12 protein-coding genes are annotated in these 15104 nt (G+C 43.8%); 4 read left to right on the forward strand and 8 right to left on the reverse strand.

Annotated elements, in window-relative coordinates; all coding sequences use genetic code 11:
- Positions 1-162: 162 nt before the first annotated feature.
- From JMW64_RS07735 to JMW64_RS07745, 3 genes are all read left to right on the forward strand, one after another.
- Positions 163-759 carry a DUF6231 family protein gene (locus JMW64_RS07735; RefSeq protein WP_201553905.1) on the forward strand — a complete coding sequence of 199 codons (597 nt, stop codon included), beginning with the start codon at positions 163-165 and terminating at the stop codon, positions 757-759.
- 156 nt (positions 760-915) lie between these two features.
- Positions 916-1434 carry a peptidoglycan-associated lipoprotein Pal gene (pal, locus tag JMW64_RS07740; protein WP_045452798.1) on the forward strand — a complete coding sequence of 173 codons (519 nt, stop codon included), beginning with the start codon at positions 916-918 and terminating at the stop codon, positions 1432-1434.
- A gap of 121 nt (positions 1435-1555) precedes the next feature.
- A complete protein-coding gene (locus tag JMW64_RS07745; protein WP_201553911.1) occupies positions 1556-2356 on the forward strand; it encodes a 4'-phosphopantetheinyl transferase superfamily protein in 801 nt (266 codons plus the stop codon).
- A gap of 119 nt (positions 2357-2475) precedes the next feature.
- Here the strand turns inward: JMW64_RS07745 and JMW64_RS07750 are convergent, their stop codons facing one another.
- Entirely contained in the window at positions 2476-3369 is an 894-nt protein-coding gene (locus tag JMW64_RS07750; protein WP_045452795.1) for a hypothetical protein, read from the reverse strand.
- A gap of 628 nt (positions 3370-3997) precedes the next feature.
- Here JMW64_RS07750 and JMW64_RS07755 point away from each other — a divergent pair.
- Entirely contained in the window at positions 3998-4756 is a 759-nt protein-coding gene (locus tag JMW64_RS07755) for an IclR family transcriptional regulator (RefSeq protein ID WP_045446365.1), read from the forward strand.
- 75 nt (positions 4757-4831) lie between these two features.
- On the opposite strand, the gene mmsB is transcribed toward JMW64_RS07755, so the two are convergent.
- The 7 genes from mmsB to JMW64_RS07790 form a co-directional block, all read right to left on the reverse strand.
- Positions 4832-5776: a 3-hydroxyisobutyrate dehydrogenase gene (gene mmsB / locus JMW64_RS07760; RefSeq protein WP_201553919.1), complete on the reverse strand. Its 945-nt coding sequence runs from the start codon at positions 5774-5776 to the stop codon at positions 4832-4834.
- Between the two features lie 123 nt (positions 5777-5899).
- On the reverse strand, positions 5900-7129 hold the full coding sequence (locus tag JMW64_RS07765; RefSeq protein WP_201553921.1) for an enoyl-CoA hydratase/isomerase family protein: 1230 nt from the start codon (positions 7127-7129) through the stop codon (positions 5900-5902).
- A gap of 59 nt (positions 7130-7188) precedes the next feature.
- Entirely contained in the window at positions 7189-7971 is a 783-nt protein-coding gene (locus JMW64_RS07770; protein WP_201553923.1) for an enoyl-CoA hydratase, read from the reverse strand.
- Between the two features lie 81 nt (positions 7972-8052).
- The gene (locus tag JMW64_RS07775) at positions 8053-9213 is read right to left on the reverse strand and encodes an acyl-CoA dehydrogenase family protein (protein ID WP_201553933.1); all 1161 of its coding nucleotides are present in this window, start codon (positions 9211-9213) and stop codon (positions 8053-8055) included.
- A 63-nt stretch (positions 9214-9276) separates the two neighbouring features.
- A complete protein-coding gene (locus JMW64_RS07780) occupies positions 9277-10761 on the reverse strand; it encodes a CoA-acylating methylmalonate-semialdehyde dehydrogenase (protein ID WP_201553935.1) in 1485 nt (494 codons plus the stop codon).
- 360 nt (positions 10762-11121) lie between these two features.
- On the reverse strand, positions 11122-13176 hold the full coding sequence (locus JMW64_RS07785; protein WP_201553945.1) for a propionate--CoA ligase: 2055 nt from the start codon (positions 13174-13176) through the stop codon (positions 11122-11124).
- 219 nt (positions 13177-13395) lie between these two features.
- Positions 13396-15066, reverse strand: a complete 1671-nt coding sequence (locus JMW64_RS07790; protein ID WP_201553954.1) for a fatty acid--CoA ligase — start codon at positions 15064-15066, stop codon at positions 13396-13398.
- Positions 15067-15104: the final 38 nt, after the last annotated feature.

The following is a 15104-nucleotide window of genomic DNA, read 5'->3' on the forward strand; positions in this document are numbered from 1 at the left end:
ATCAAAATGCGATGGTAATGAGAGAGTCGATATATCAAAAGATTGGGAGAGTCGATACATTAAAAGAGCGGCATAATCAGCATCAATCACCCATTGGATAATCGCGATTAAAATGATTTAATAGGGTCACTGATGACCAACACTCGATAAACGGCCTATTATATGATAAAGCAAACCGACAGTCGCTCAGACATTACCTTACCATTACTAATAGATTACGTTGAGGCTCTTTTGCCCTCACTAACCATACAAGCGAACGTATCCACAATCATTGAATCTACTGATAATGACACTAAGTTGCTGTGGGTCGTCCCAGACCAAAATGCGCGGTTAGCACTAAAGACACTGCTAAAAAATACCCGCTCACCACAAATATCGACATTATTAGAGCTCAATCAACGACAATTGCCTGAACGTTATGAGCTCGCCTGTTTTTGGTTGCCCACACTCTCACCAGAGTTTCTGCAGCAGTATATTCCGCTGCTCATGCGCTATCGAGATCTTTATGCGGCACACCTGCTCATCGCCCTTGATGGCACCCTAGATTTAAAAGCTTATGGCTTTACCCCCTTTGATATCTTGCATGAGCCATCTTTAGAGATGAATACTACTGAGCAAACAGAGCAGCCTTTATCTGTAAAGTCATCAGCGTCCGCCAGACTTTGGCAGTTCAATTTATATGATTATAAACAGCTGCCAAATTGGTTAAATGCGGATTATTGGGCCAATCCTGAAAATTGGGGCAAGCACCGCTGGTAGTGGATCTCATATCTATCTGTAAATTCTAGCATTATTTACAGTAATACTACTTACATAAAGTAACATTTAGTATATGATAGATAGCAATTGCCTAAGTTTTATCGTAAGCAGTTCAAAAAAAACAATTTTAATTAATTAAAATTTTAGGAGCTCATTATGTCAACCAGTTTTTCTAAGATCGCAGCCCTCGCTGTATTATCAAGCGCTGTGGCACTAACCACAGGTTGTGCGACCAAACGTGCTACTTCTGAAGTCGTGGTTGCCCCACTAGGTATCCCAGGTGGTCAAGTTGGATACACTGGCGCAGTCATCGTAGATAACTCAAGCGCGGTTATTATGGGCGCAGAAAACCTACAGGCGGTTGTTTACTTTGCTTTTGATAGCAGCGAAATCACTTCACAAGCAGCGAGTATTCTTAATCAACATGCCAGCTTGCTCAACTCAAATCCAGCAGCCAGCGTTGTTATCGCAGGTAATACTGATGATCGCGGTAGCCGTGAATACAACATGGCACTAGGTGAGCGCCGCGCTGCTGCAGCACGTGATTACCTTGCTACTCAAGGCGTCGCAGTAAACAATATCCGCGTCATCAGCTATGGTGAAGAGCGCCCTGCTGCCGCTGGTAATACTGAAGAAGCTTATGCACTAAATCGCCGTGCTGAATTGTCTTACTAACACCAGTAAAACCAATCACAGTCGATAAAGCTCAACATATTTTATAATTGAAAGCCCAGCAATAATATATCGCTGGGCTTTTTGCATATTACTAAGCGAACGAATCCAATAGACATAATCAATGATGCCAAGCTCTATCTTAAACCTGACCCATGTCCAATATACCCAGCTCGATCCTGCAACGTGGTGCGCCACTGCACAAGTAAGCGAGCGTTCATTCCTCAACTTCAAAAGACTGTGGGATGAATTACTGTTGTCATCCGCTAACAATATATCGCAAGTAGATTTTCAGAAAATTTATGAGCTTAATTGGCATTATCGCCTGTCACCAGTAAGTTTATCAACACGTGAAATGGCGCAGCGTCAACGTCAATTACAACGCAAAGGCGTTCGATTATTGCTACAACAGTTACTGAGTGAGCTAAAGTTGCGCGATACTCTGGATGAGTCAAATTTCCCGTATCGGCTTAGCAGCAGTGAATATTACGTATGCTTTAGTCATACAGGCAGCAAGAATCATGATATTAATCAAAATACCGTTCAGACAATCAATACATCATTGAACAGTAAAGTAACCGTGGTCATTAGTCGTCACCGTCCCATTGGTATTGATATTGAAACCAATCATGTAGCATGGCACGTAGCGCAGCGGTTTTATTCTGAGCATGAAATGGCTGCTTTACAAGCATTATCCCCACTTCAGCGTAAGATTATCGCTAAATTACTGTGGCAAATAAAAGAAAGTTTTATCAAAATTCATCAATACAAACTGGCACAAGGGTTAGGAGTAGATTATTCCTACCTGATTGCTGATTTGATTCATGCTATTAAAGAACCCTCATCTTTAATGGTCATAGCAGACATTAAGTCCGATTACCGTATCGCGGTATTGTCAGCGCAACAAACCATCGTTATTTTCTAGACCATTTACACCTGTTATTCATTCTAACAACTACCCTTTCACAGACAAAAAAAACGACCCTAAAAAGGATCGTTTTTTCTTGCTCTTCTTCTAATAACAGTACTTAAACTGTGATTAGATTAGAAACGGTAAGTTGCACCAAGCTTAACAATTGGCATCCACTCAAGATAGTCTTTATCTTCAAGCTCACGCTCAGCAAGTTTAGCAACTTGACCAGCATTTAAGCCTGAATCTACACCACCTGGAGTAACACCATTATCAATATTCACATTTCTTTCTGGGTCAACTGCATTTACAGTCGCGTTAGTTTTACCCATATAGGCTGCGCCGATTTCGCCGAATACACCCCAGTTGTTACCGATGTTAGGACGGAAACCGATAGTACCATAAGGTGCTAGTTTGTTACGATGTTCCATAGTACCTTGTAAAGAACCTACACCGTTTTCGCCATCAGCAACAAACGTTCTATCGTTAATTTTGTATACGCCGCCATCTGGATTAGCAGTTACGTCGATGTCGTTGTCAGGTACGATGATACCAGCACCCATTGTAAACCAGTTACCAGTAGGACGTAATTGCACACCTAGGTATGGGTTGCTGAAGTCAGAATCAACGTCATAGTTTACGTCGTTTGCGTCAAAGTCACCGCCGAATAGGTCAGCAACATCGCCACCTGCCCAACCAGCTTGTAATTCAGTTTTCTCATTTAGTGACCAACCGATGTTAGCACCATAACCTAGTGTACCAACTTCAGCGCTAACAGAAGCTGGGTTGATAGCAGTTTGGAAGAAAGTCTTAGTACCACCAACAACAGCACCAGTAGTGTTGCGAACGATACCAGCGTCAGCATTGTATGCATAAGCAACAGGCTCAGCTTCATATGCAACAGCAACAGGCTCAGCTTCATACACAACTGCATCGTTACCATCAACAACGATAACAGGTTCAGCAGCTAGTGCAGCAGTTGACGCTAAAACGGCAGCAGAAATTGCTGTTAATTTAATAAGTCTCATAAATACTCTCCTAAAGTGTGGAATAAGTCGCCCATAAAAAATGACAATTTAGCTTTTTTTAAATCGATCATTTTGTTGAGCAGATTAAAACAATTTTGGCCGGAAAAGTCACCCCTCTAGGAGCGCTTTTTATTTGCCGTTATGTAAAGATTGCATAGATATTGTAATAATTACTACACCAATCCGCAAAACTTCGACTTTCTGTTACACAATACTCTTAAAGTAACTCAACAGCGCAAACATGAATATTGGTTAGCTTAATCTTCATGTAAGGATATTACAAAATATGTCATTATAATGACCTACCCATTTATTTAACTCAATGACAGTTATATAGCTTATTACTACAGTTTGTTGTATTTTGTGAGTTGGTGTAGTAATTATTGCTTTTATAAAACTTTTCAGAAAAATAAAGCATTAGTATAAATTTCAATGTCGTATGACTGTGTGACGTTAGTATGGATGCATTTAGTATTGGCATATAAAGTAACTAGATCTTGTCTAAGCTTGATATTATGCTAAATTAGAGAATAGGAAAATTTGTCGCAAGGCTGCGTATTTACTTTTATCTGTTAATGCCTTGTTGTATTTCCTACTGTATTCTTTTTATTCTTATTGAGCCACTCATATGCCTAAAGTATCGTCGATTACCCGTGTGTTAGAGATTATCGAGGCGGTGTCTTATGCCTCAAAACCGCTCTCGCCACTTGAGCTATCGCAAGAGCTTGATATTCCAAAGCCGACCATTCATCGATTGATTCAAAATCTGCTCGATGAAGGATTCGTGACTGTGGATATTGGCGGCGGTATTATACCGGGCAAGCGAGTACGAAACTTGGGTGTTGAGCTTTGGCAGCAGCGATTGTTCTTTAATGAGCGACAAATGATTTTGCAAAAGCTGGTTGATGAGCTAAAAGAGACCTGCGGGATCGGTGTGCCTTATCAGATGAACATGATCTATACCAACCGTGCAAATACGACATTGCCGATACAGATTTATTTGCCAGTGGGCGCAAAGTCGCCCATGTGGTGTACAGCGACTGGCAAGCTGTATTTAAGTCAGTTGCCGCGCACAAGCCGCGACAAAATACTGCAAAACCTGTCATTGGATAAGTTTACCAAAAATACGATTACCGATATTGATGCGCTAAACGCTGAGCTTGATCGTATCGCTGAAACAGGTATTGGTATCGATAATGAAGAGTTTATCTCTGAGATGGTGGCAATCGCCGTACCGATACGGGATAGAAAGTCGCGCTACCTTGCCTCGCTGTATCTTCATGCACCGACCATAAGAGTGTCTTTAGATGATCTCTTAACCCATGTCCCACGACTGCAAAAAGCAGCGAAAGATATTCAGTCTCTCGTCTATGACCTACCCAGCTAGATGATGCAATATAAGCAAAAAAAAGGTCTGCATTAAGATACTAATGCAGACCTTTTTCATAGGTACTTTGATAATTTAAGTCAATACAGAGCTGTCGTGTCGCGCCATAATGCTTGAGAAATCTCTATCACCATTCTCGACAGTATGTGCAGCATAAAGCTCAGTCGCTTTAGCGCCCATCGGCGTCTCTACATGAGTATCTTCAGCGGTCTGCATGGCAAGGTTAAGATCCTTTTGCATGAGCTTACTCATAAATCCGCCTTGATAGCCATTGCTAGAAGGAACGTTTTCCATGACTTTCGGATAAGGGTTATAGACTTCTAGTGTCCAGTTACGCCCTGAGCTTTGCAGCATAATATCTGATAGCACTTTGGGGTCTAAGCCGTTCTTGACGCCTAGATTAATCGCCTCTGCCGTCCCTGCCATCAAAATACCTAACAGCATATTGTTGCAAATTTTTGCCACTTGTCCTGCGCCATGCTCGCCTGCATGAAAGATATTTTTACCCATCACAGCCAGTATCGGCTCAGCTTTGGCAAAGGCATCAGTGCTGCCACCGACTATAAAGGTTAACGTACCAGCGATAGCACCGCCCGTACCACCAGAGACTGGGGCATCTAAGAAGTCTATGCCAAGCTTACTTGCCGCCTCTGCCACCAACCTTGCATCAGCCGCTGCAATGGTACTGCTGTCAATCACCAATGTGCCCTGTGGTAACTCTGCAAGTAGACCGTCAGCGCCATTATCTCCTAAATAGACAGAATGGACGTGCTTGCCAGCAGGCAACATACTGATAACGACCTGTGCATGACGTGCAGCATCTTTAGGACTGTCTGCTACACTGGCACCTGCTTGCTGCAAGCGCTCAGTTGCTTCTGCGGATAAATCATAAACCGAGAGCGGGTAACCTGCTTTTAACAAGTTCTCTGCCATTGGTGCGCCCATATTACCAAGCCCAATAAAAGCAATATTTGGCTTAGTAGTATCGTTATCGGTGGCATTTACATCCTTTGTATTCATCTCATCATTCCTTGATGGTTAGTATTAATCATGCGCGCAGGCGTTGCTACACATATAGCTGTAAACTATTTAATGGAGTGTAATTTTAATTTGATGTCTATATTGAATTGATAAATTCAATTTTTAACGCACAGACTGACTGCCTAAAGCCTCATCACCCAACCAATCGCCTAACGGATGCTCATCTTTAGCATAAGGATTCACAAAGTGCTGCTGTATGTACGCCTGCCCTTCGCTACTCAAGCAGTCTGCTAGTGAGCGTGACCACTGTGGATTACGATCTTTATCAATGAGCAGCGCACGTACCCCTTCTTTAAAGTCAGGATTGGCGGCACAATGTACGGCTACATTGGCTTCTAAATACAGAACTTGCTCTAGTGATAAGTCAGTGACTTTATAATAAAGCGCATAAGTTAAAGCAGCGGTAACTGGACAGCCATGGCGATAAGTATCTATTGCTCGCTGCGTCCAGCTATCATTGGCAAACTCTGTATCTATTTTTGCGAGTGCCGCATCACTTTGTAATAAAGCATCGATATCACCCAGTCCGCCGCTGTTCATCAACTGCTGAATAGATTGCCAATGGATTGCCAATTTACTAGCAGGCAACTCGGCAATTGGTTGCGCTGCAAGCACACGGCTAACGATACTATGAGCACTATTGTTATCGCATTTATCGGTACGACTAGCGGCAACCTGCCAATCACTCTGTTTTAAACTTTGTATGACGGCATCATAGTCACTACTGGCGACGGGATACTCTGCAAGATTGGCTAATAGCGCATCATTGCCATTACACATCGCGCCCGTCAACCCTAAGAACAAGCCCGTCTTAGCTGGCATACGCTGCAAAAACCAACTGCCAGAAGCATCAGGGAACAGCCCAATAGTCACTTCTGGCATGGCAAATCTCGTGCGCTCTGTGACCAAGCGGTGACTACAACCTGCCATCAAGCCCATGCCGCCACCCATGATAATACCGTCACCCCAGAGTATTAATGGTTTAGAATAAAAGTGCATCTGCCGATAAAGACGATATTCATGACCAAAAAATTCTGTCGCGTAAGGATTCGGTAGCGGTGCATCACTAGACATACTGTCATAAAGCTTACGAATATCACCGCCAGCACAAAACGCCTTATCGCCTGCGCCTTTTAATAGCAATGCCACCACTTGCTCATCACCTTGCCACTGCTCTAGTTGCTGCGATAACAATTGACACATCTCAACGCTAAGCGCATTAAGAGACTTTGGCATATTTAACGTCATTATCCCAATTAAATGACCACAATCTGTCGCTTCAGTGTTGAATAATACCGGCGCGTCTGGTGTGCCTTCTATAGCTGTTGTCATAAAAGTGACCTACAAATATTAAAAGAAAAATAGTATCATTAAGTTTGATTTTATGTCGTTTATTTATTTTGCCAAGTGGGTTTGCGCTTCTCTAAGAACGCTTGCACGCCTTCACGCTGATCTTTGGTATCAAATAATTTAACAAAGGCTTCACGCTCATGGATAAGGTTTTGTGCAGGTGGCGTATTTCTAGCAGCTTGAATAAGTGTTTTGGAATAACTGACCGCAACTGGTGATTGTTTAGCGACTTTTTGTGCTAGTGCTTGTGCTGCTAATAAACCGTCACCTTTTATAGCAACTTCTTCGACTAAGCCAATGCGTAGTGCAGTCTGGGCATCGACACGCTCACCGCATAATATCATACGCTTTGCCCAGCCTTCACCTACTAAAGCTGTTAGATTTTGCGTACCACCAGCACACGGCAATAAGCCCACACCAGTCTCAGGCAATGCCATTTGCGCATGCGCTTCTGCGATACGGATATCACAAGCGAGTGCGCACTCAAGACCACCACCCATCGCATAACCATTGATAACCGCGATACTGACACCGCGATAGGCTGACAGTGCCTCAAACGCTTCACCAAAGGCTATCGCCATACTGATCGCACGACCTTTATCGCCATCTGCAAAATTATTTAAATCAGCGCCCGCTGAAAAGAACTTCTCGCCATCGCCATGGACGATTAACGCATAAACATCATCATTGGTATTGAGATCAGTGACCAGCTGCTTAAGCGCCTGTAGACTGCCCATCGTCCACGTATGAGCAGGTGGGTTGTTCAATGTTAGCGTTGCAGTATGACCATCAATCGATAGTTTTAAGTTGGTATAATCCGTCATGAAATATCCTTGTTATAATTTTTTATAAAATTGTTTTATCCATACATTCGAATAGGCAAACTATCTATTTATATAAAGTGGTTAACGCAGCTGACTTAACGCATCATCTTGTAAGAGCTGACGCGAGACAATCACGCGCATAATCTCATTGGTACCTTCTAAAATTTGATGCACACGCAAATCTCGCACATGACGCTCAAGCGGATACTCATTGAGATAGCCGTAACCACCATGCAGCTGTAAGGCTTCGTTGGCGACATCAAAACACAAGTCAGTAGACAAACGCTTTGCCATCGCACAATAAGTAGAGGCTTGAACATCGTTATTATCGACTTTGCTCGCCGCTAAATAAAGCATTTGCCTTGCGGTAATGGTTTGGGTCAGCATATCGGCAAGCTTAAACTGTACTGACTGTAAGCTAGCAATCGGACTGCCAAACTGACTGCGCTCTTGTACATAATTGGTCGCTGTCTCAAGCGCCGCTTGCGCAGTACCTACTGCACAGACACCAATATTAATCCGCCCGCCATCTAGCCCTTTCATGGCAATACGAAAACCTTGGCCTTCCTCGCCAATGAGGTTTTCTACTGGCACTTTGACGTCTTTAAAGCTAATCGTCCGTGTCGGCTGTGCTTTCCAGCCCATTTTATGCTCGTTTTTGCCGTATTCGATACCAGCACTGTCTGCATCAACGACGAACGCTGAAATCCCCTTTGGACCTGTAGCGCCCGTACGTGCCATAACCACTAACACATCGGTTGAGCCTGCGCCTGAGATAAAGGTTTTTTCACCTGTAAGCAGGTAATGATCACCTTGCTTATCGGCTTTGGTACGCAGTGATGCGGCATCAGAACCGGCATTAGGTTCTGTCAGACAATAACTGCCCAGCCATTCACCACTAACCATATTTGGCAAATATTTTTTGCACAATGCATCACTGCCAAACTCGCCAATCATCCAGCCAGCCATGTTATGAATGCTCATATAAGCAGCAATAGCCGTATCACCCCATGCCAGCTCCTCAAACACCATCGCAGAATCTAGACGCGGCAGACCCAAACCATCATAGTCAGGATTGGTATATAACCCTAAAAAGCCGAGCTCGCCTGATTTTTTAATCACATCAATTGGGAAGTGTGAGGTGCGATCCCATTCAGCGGCATTGAGCTTTAGCTCTTTTTGTGCAAACTGTCTAGCAGTTTGGCGAAAGGCAATTTGGTCATCGGTCAATGAAAAATCCATGGGGTCATCCTTGTGCTGAATAGAGTGTATTAAAGCGTCAATGCAAATATAGGTGATTCAGCGTTAAATTGAAATAGTCGTATTAACACCGCGACTTGCTTCATCATCAAACCAGCGCGCCGTAACCGTCTTGGTTTGGGTATAAAATTGCACCGCCTGCTTACCATAAGGACCCAAATCACCAAGCTTACTAGCGCGTGAGCCTGAAAACGAGAACATTGGTAGTGGCACAGGAATCGGCAAGTTAATACCAATTTGACCGACTTGGATATCTTGTTGGAATTTATGCGCCGCAGCCCCTGATTGAGTAAAGATAGCCGTACCATTACCATGCGGATTGGCATTGAGTAGCTCAATCGCTTCATCTAAGCTATTGGCACGCATGATACACAGGACTGGTCCAAAGATTTCTTCTTTATAGATTTGCATATCCGCAGTAACATTATCAAAGATAGTCGGTCCTACGAAGTTACCCTTCTCATAGCCCTCAACCGTAATACCGCGACCATCAAGTATCAAGCTCGCCCCTTCTTCTACCCCTGTGCCAATCAAATGCTCAACACGCGCTTTTGCGGCAGGAGAAATAAGGGGACCCAAATCTTTATCATGCTTACCAGCTGAGACGATTAAACCTTCTGCTTTGGCCTTGATATCATCAATCCACTCACCTGCAGCACCGACCAATACTACAACCGATAGCGCCATACAACGTTGACCAGCAGCACCAAAGGCAGCACCTGCTAGCTGATTCAGCGTTTGCTCTTTATTGGCATCCGGCAAGATAACGCCATGGTTTTTTGCGCCCATCATACACTGTGCGCGCTTACCTGACTGACTGGCACGCTCATAAACGTGTTTGCCGACATTGGTCGAACCAACAAATGAGACAGCCTTAATATCTGGGTGGTCACAAATGGCATCAACGGTCGCCTTGCCGCCATGTACGACATTTAGCACGCCTTCAGGTACGCCCGCTTCTATTGCCAGTTCAACCAAACGCATGGTCACCATCGGATCTTGTTCAGATGGTTTTAGGATAAAAGTATTGCCCGTCGCAATCGCCATTGGGAACATCCACAGTGGAATCATCGCTGGAAAGTTAAATGGCGTGATGCCTGCACAGACACCAAGTGGCTGCCAAATACTGTAAGTATCGACGCCTGAAGCGACGTTTTCAACGAAGTCGCCTATTTGTAAATTGGCAATACCAGCAGCATGCTCAACCACTTCTAAACCACGGAACACATCACCGCGTGCATCAGCAATAGTCTTGCCCTGCTCTGCGGTCAAGATCTCTGCTAATTCATCCATATGGTCGCGAATCAGCGCCTGATACTTTAAAAAGATACGCGCACGAGTGGTAATCGGTGTTTTGCGCCACGTTTGAAAAGCGGCTTGAGCAGCAGCGACCGCTTGATTTATTTCATCGTCAGTAGTTTGCGGAACTTTAGCAATGACTTCTTGCGTGGCAGGATCGGTGATATCAATCCATTCGCTGGTATTAGAATCAACAAATTGACCATTGATGAGCTGCTTGACGTGGTGCATAAGATATCCTTATCTTGTTTGCGAGACTACCCTTTAACGGTGTCTTAATATTCAAAAAGAGAGAAAAAATGATGAGCTTTTATCGATCAAACGTAATTTATAAAATGATTTATTTCGTATCGTTATTGACTATACCAATAAACCATTTTTAGGGTCAAGCGCTTTGTCAAAATTTTATCTGAGTTTATGTTAACGAGAAAAACTTTATGTAAGGTATATTTTCAGTTTGAGCGAAAGCGACTAAGTAGTGATAAAAATGAAGAGACGCCTTAAATTGAAAACAAAAAAGCCCATGATTGTGCATGAGCTTTTTTTCAATATTAACGTTAGATGTCTTTTTTCAATTAATACGCCATCGTATTAGTAGTCTTTCATAGACTGCTTAATCGCCTCAATCGCTGTTGGATTATCAAGCGTTGACATATCTCCTGTTTCGTTGCCTTCTGCTAAAGCACGAATGGCTCGACGTAAGATTTTGCCAGAGCGCGTTTTTGGTAGTGCTTGCGGGAAATAAATTGCCGCTGGCCTTGCGATACCACCAAGGGATTTGACCACAGCACCGATGATCTGCTGCTCAATACGGAAACGATTTTCGGTGGTCGTGACTTGTTCATGATCTCTCAGCACACAAAAGGCTATCGGCAACTCTCCTTTCAATTCATCATGAATACCCACAACCGCACATTCTGCCATTTCTGGATGCGTGCTAATCGCTTCTTCAATTTCTTGCGTGCCAATACGATGACCGGCGACGTTAATCACATCGTCAGTGCGCCCTAAGATATAAAAATAACCTTCCTCGTCAGTCACGGCATAATCTGAGGTTGAGTATTGCTTGCCATCAAACAGACCAAAATAGCTACTGACAAAGCGGTCATCATTACGCCATACCGTGGTCAGACAACCGGGCGGCAATGGTGCGCGAATCGCTAGTAAGCCTTTTTCACCCGCTTTACATGGCTCTCCAGTTTCCTCATTAATGACTTGTGCATCGTAGCCATACATAGGATAGCCGGGTGAGCCTTGTTTGTGCGGTTTATCATTAAACTTGGGCGTATTACTTAAAATAGGCCAACCTGATTCTGTCTGCCAATAATGGTCTAAAATCGGTACGCCTAAATGTTTGGTCAGCCAACTGGCAGTAGACTCATCCAGTGGTTCACCTGCCAAAAAGAAGGATTTTACGCTGGAGACATCATAGCGCGTCATCCATGTCTCATCTTGTTTTTTCAGCATACGGACACCCGTCGGTGCCGTGAATAAAATATTGACCTTGTTTGCTTCGACAATTCGCCACCAAATACCGGGGTTTGGGCGATGCGGCAGACCTTCATACATCACACTCGTCATGCCAGCCAGCAATGGCGCATAAATGGTATAAGAATGCCCGACCGCCCAGCCGATATCCGATATCGCCCAGAATGTCTCGCCCGCCTTGCCATCGTAGATATAGTCCATCGACGTCGTTAACGCGACTGCATGACCACCTGTATCACGTTGCACGCCTTTTGGCGTACCCGTAGTGCCTGAGGTATACAGTAAATATGATGGCGTATTTGACTCAAGCCAAACTGGCTCGACAATCGCATTGGCTTCACAGCTGATACGGCGCTGAGTTGCATAATCAACATCAATATTTTTTGGCTCAAATGGTAAAATGCCACGATTGATGACCAATACATGCTCGGGCTTAACCGTTGCTTGCTCGACCCCTTGATTGACAAGATTTTTATAATTAATAACTTTACCGCCACGCAAACCTGCATCCACCGTGATGACCATTTTTGCTTCGGCATCATCCATACGAATGGCTAAGTTATGAGCCGCAAATCCACCAAATACCACAGAATGTACCGCACCGATACGAGCGCAAGCCAACATGGCATAAGCGGCTTCTAGAATCATCGGCATGTAAATGACAACGCGATCGCCCTGGCCAATACCATGACGCTGTAGCACATCGGCAAAATAATTGACTTCTTTATATAGGTCATTATAGGTCAGCCGACGCTTGGTATAGTCCGTATAAAGCTCAACGTTATTACCCAAGTCTTTAAACGCATCGACGACTGCAGGAAAGGTTTCTATTAACTCTTGGTTAATCTCAGAGGATAACCAGATAAAAGCATCCTGCTCTGCGCGTTCCTCAAGGTGACGATCGACACAGTTATAGCAAAGATTGGTCTCGCCACCGACATACCACTGCGCAAATGGCAGATTACTGTCATCAAGAATTTGTTCAGGCTCTTTATGCCAATAGATACGCTTTGCTTGCTCTGCCCAAAACTGCTCTTTATTTTCAATAGAAGAGTGATAAATTTCAGCAAAAGTTTGAGTGGTATTAGATAACGCTTGAGAAGTCTGAGCTTGCTCTGACGATTGGTTGGTCACTGAAGTGGCGGTTTGCTCGCTCATAATAGCTGTCCTTAGCATAAATGATGGGTAATACGATGTAATATTGTCTAATAATGTCATAGTAAAGATTGGCTATCCCTGCCAGCTATCTCTAATAGAACGAAAAAACCGATACACTACGTATCGATTTAGTAGGTATCGGTTTAAAATGTAGCAGAGCTAACAATAAAGGTCAACTATTAAGCCAGTTATCTGCTCAATAGTTAAGCCACTTTGAACCTATACCTCAGTTTGATCAGCATACATCTCACGCATCACTTTTTTGTCATGTTTACCAACAGAAGTCTTTGGCAACTCATTGACGAACTTAAACTGACTTGGCACACCATATTTCGGAATAATACCCCGCTCTACGGCTTTCTCAGCAATGGCTTTGATATCATCAACGCTCGTGTCTTGAGCATTAGGTTTTAACACAATCAAGGCCAATGGACGCTCGCCCCACTGTTTGTCACGTACCCCAATCACAGATACGTCAGCGACCGCTGGATGTAACGACAAAATCGTCTCAATCTCTAATGACGATATCCACTCGCCGCCTGACTTAATGACATCTTTTAAGCGATCAGTAATTCTAATATAACCATCAGGACGTATATAAGCAATATCTTGGGTGTGCATATAGCCGTTTTCCCACAGCTCTTTGCCCGCATCGTCATTTTTTAGATAGCTTTGCGTTAGCCAAGGTGCGCGTAATACCAGCTCGCCAGTATTGTCTTGACCGGTACCAACCGACTCATTATTGGTACTCCATATTTGAGCGTCCACCATCAGTACGGGCTTACCAGTCATACAACGGCGAGTGATATCTTCATCTTCACTCATTTCAGGCTCGTCGAGACTAAATTCTGTCAAGCTAATAAGGGGCGCTGTCTCTGACATACCATAACCAGTATATACTTCGATGCCTTGTGCCATGGCGGTTTTTGCCAGACCTTCAGTCAATCTTGAACCACCGATGATCATTTTTAAACCATTAAAGCTAGCACCGCGATCTTGCGCTTCTTTGAGCACCATTTGCAAAATCGTTGGGACACAATGGGTAATACTGACTTTTTCATTAATAATCAAATCCATTAACACATCTGGTGCATAGCGTCCTGGATACACTTGCTTCAGACCAGCCATGGTCGCGGTAAATGGAAAGCCCCATGCATGAACGTGGAACATCGGCGTCATCGGCATATAGACATCACCGTAACTGACGCCTTGCTTGTCGGGCAGCATACCTAGTGTCGCCGCTTCGGTGAGGGTATGCAATACTAACTGGCGGTGGCTAAAAAATACGCCTTTTGGATCGCCCGTCGTGCCTGAGGTATAAAACGTCGTGGCAATGGTGTTTTCATCAAAATCTGGGAAGTCAAACTCACTATCGGCAGCTTGTAATAACGCTTCATACTCACCCACTACTCGGTTTTGATTACCACCAAAGACTCCTTCAGATGTCACGCCATCATCATCTAGCCAAATAATGTGCTCAATACTAGAGTTTTCAAACTGATAGCTTTTGACCAATGGCGCAAACTCAGAGTTGAGCAGCAGCACTTTCGGCTTAGCATGATTGATGGTATAAAGAATTTTTTCTGGCGATAGGCGGATATTAACGGTTTGCAAAATATACTCTGACATCGGTACCGCAAAATACGACTCCAGATAACGATGGCTGTCCCAATCCATCACCGCCACTATATCACCTGCATCTAGATTTAAACCTGCTAAGACATTGGCCAAGCGATTGATACGATTGAATAAATCTTTATAGGTAAGGCGTTTTTTGTCAGCATAAACGATTTCTTGCTCTAGCGACACCGTTTTGGCACGGTTCAATAGCTGCTTAACTAATAAGGGATAATCGTAAGCAGAAGGGGCGCTGTGGTAAATATTTGACATAGATGTGACGTCCTTGTTGGTCATGCGGATAAGTTATT

The sequence above is a fragment of the Psychrobacter immobilis genome (assembly GCF_904846065.1).
GTDB classification, from domain to species: Bacteria; Pseudomonadota; Gammaproteobacteria; order Pseudomonadales; family Moraxellaceae; genus Psychrobacter; species Psychrobacter immobilis_H.

What these genes read in the sequence shown, in the direction of transcription:
- JMW64_RS07735 (WP_201553905.1), top strand. Translation starts at nt 163, where the DNA reads ATGATAAAGCAAACCGACAGTCGCTCAGACATTACCTTACCATTACTA.
- pal (WP_045452798.1), top strand. Translation starts at nt 916, where the DNA reads ATGTCAACCAGTTTTTCTAAGATCGCAGCCCTCGCTGTATTATCAAGC.
- JMW64_RS07745 (WP_201553911.1), top strand. Translation starts at nt 1,556, where the DNA reads ATGATGCCAAGCTCTATCTTAAACCTGACCCATGTCCAATATACCCAG.
- JMW64_RS07750 (WP_045452795.1), bottom strand. Translation starts at nt 3,369, where the DNA reads ATGAGACTTATTAAATTAACAGCAATTTCTGCTGCCGTTTTAGCGTCA.
- JMW64_RS07755 (WP_045446365.1), top strand. Translation starts at nt 3,998, where the DNA reads ATGCCTAAAGTATCGTCGATTACCCGTGTGTTAGAGATTATCGAGGCG.
- mmsB (WP_201553919.1), bottom strand. Translation starts at nt 5,776, where the DNA reads ATGAATACAAAGGATGTAAATGCCACCGATAACGATACTACTAAGCCA.
- JMW64_RS07765 (WP_201553921.1), bottom strand. Translation starts at nt 7,129, where the DNA reads ATGACAACAGCTATAGAAGGCACACCAGACGCGCCGGTATTATTCAAC.
- JMW64_RS07770 (WP_201553923.1), bottom strand. Translation starts at nt 7,971, where the DNA reads ATGACGGATTATACCAACTTAAAACTATCGATTGATGGTCATACTGCA.
- JMW64_RS07775 (WP_201553933.1), bottom strand. Translation starts at nt 9,213, where the DNA reads ATGGATTTTTCATTGACCGATGACCAAATTGCCTTTCGCCAAACTGCT.
- JMW64_RS07780 (WP_201553935.1), bottom strand. Translation starts at nt 10,761, where the DNA reads ATGCACCACGTCAAGCAGCTCATCAATGGTCAATTTGTTGATTCTAAT.
- JMW64_RS07785 (WP_201553945.1), bottom strand. Translation starts at nt 13,176, where the DNA reads ATGAGCGAGCAAACCGCCACTTCAGTGACCAACCAATCGTCAGAGCAA.
- JMW64_RS07790 (WP_201553954.1), bottom strand. Translation starts at nt 15,066, where the DNA reads ATGTCAAATATTTACCACAGCGCCCCTTCTGCTTACGATTATCCCTTA.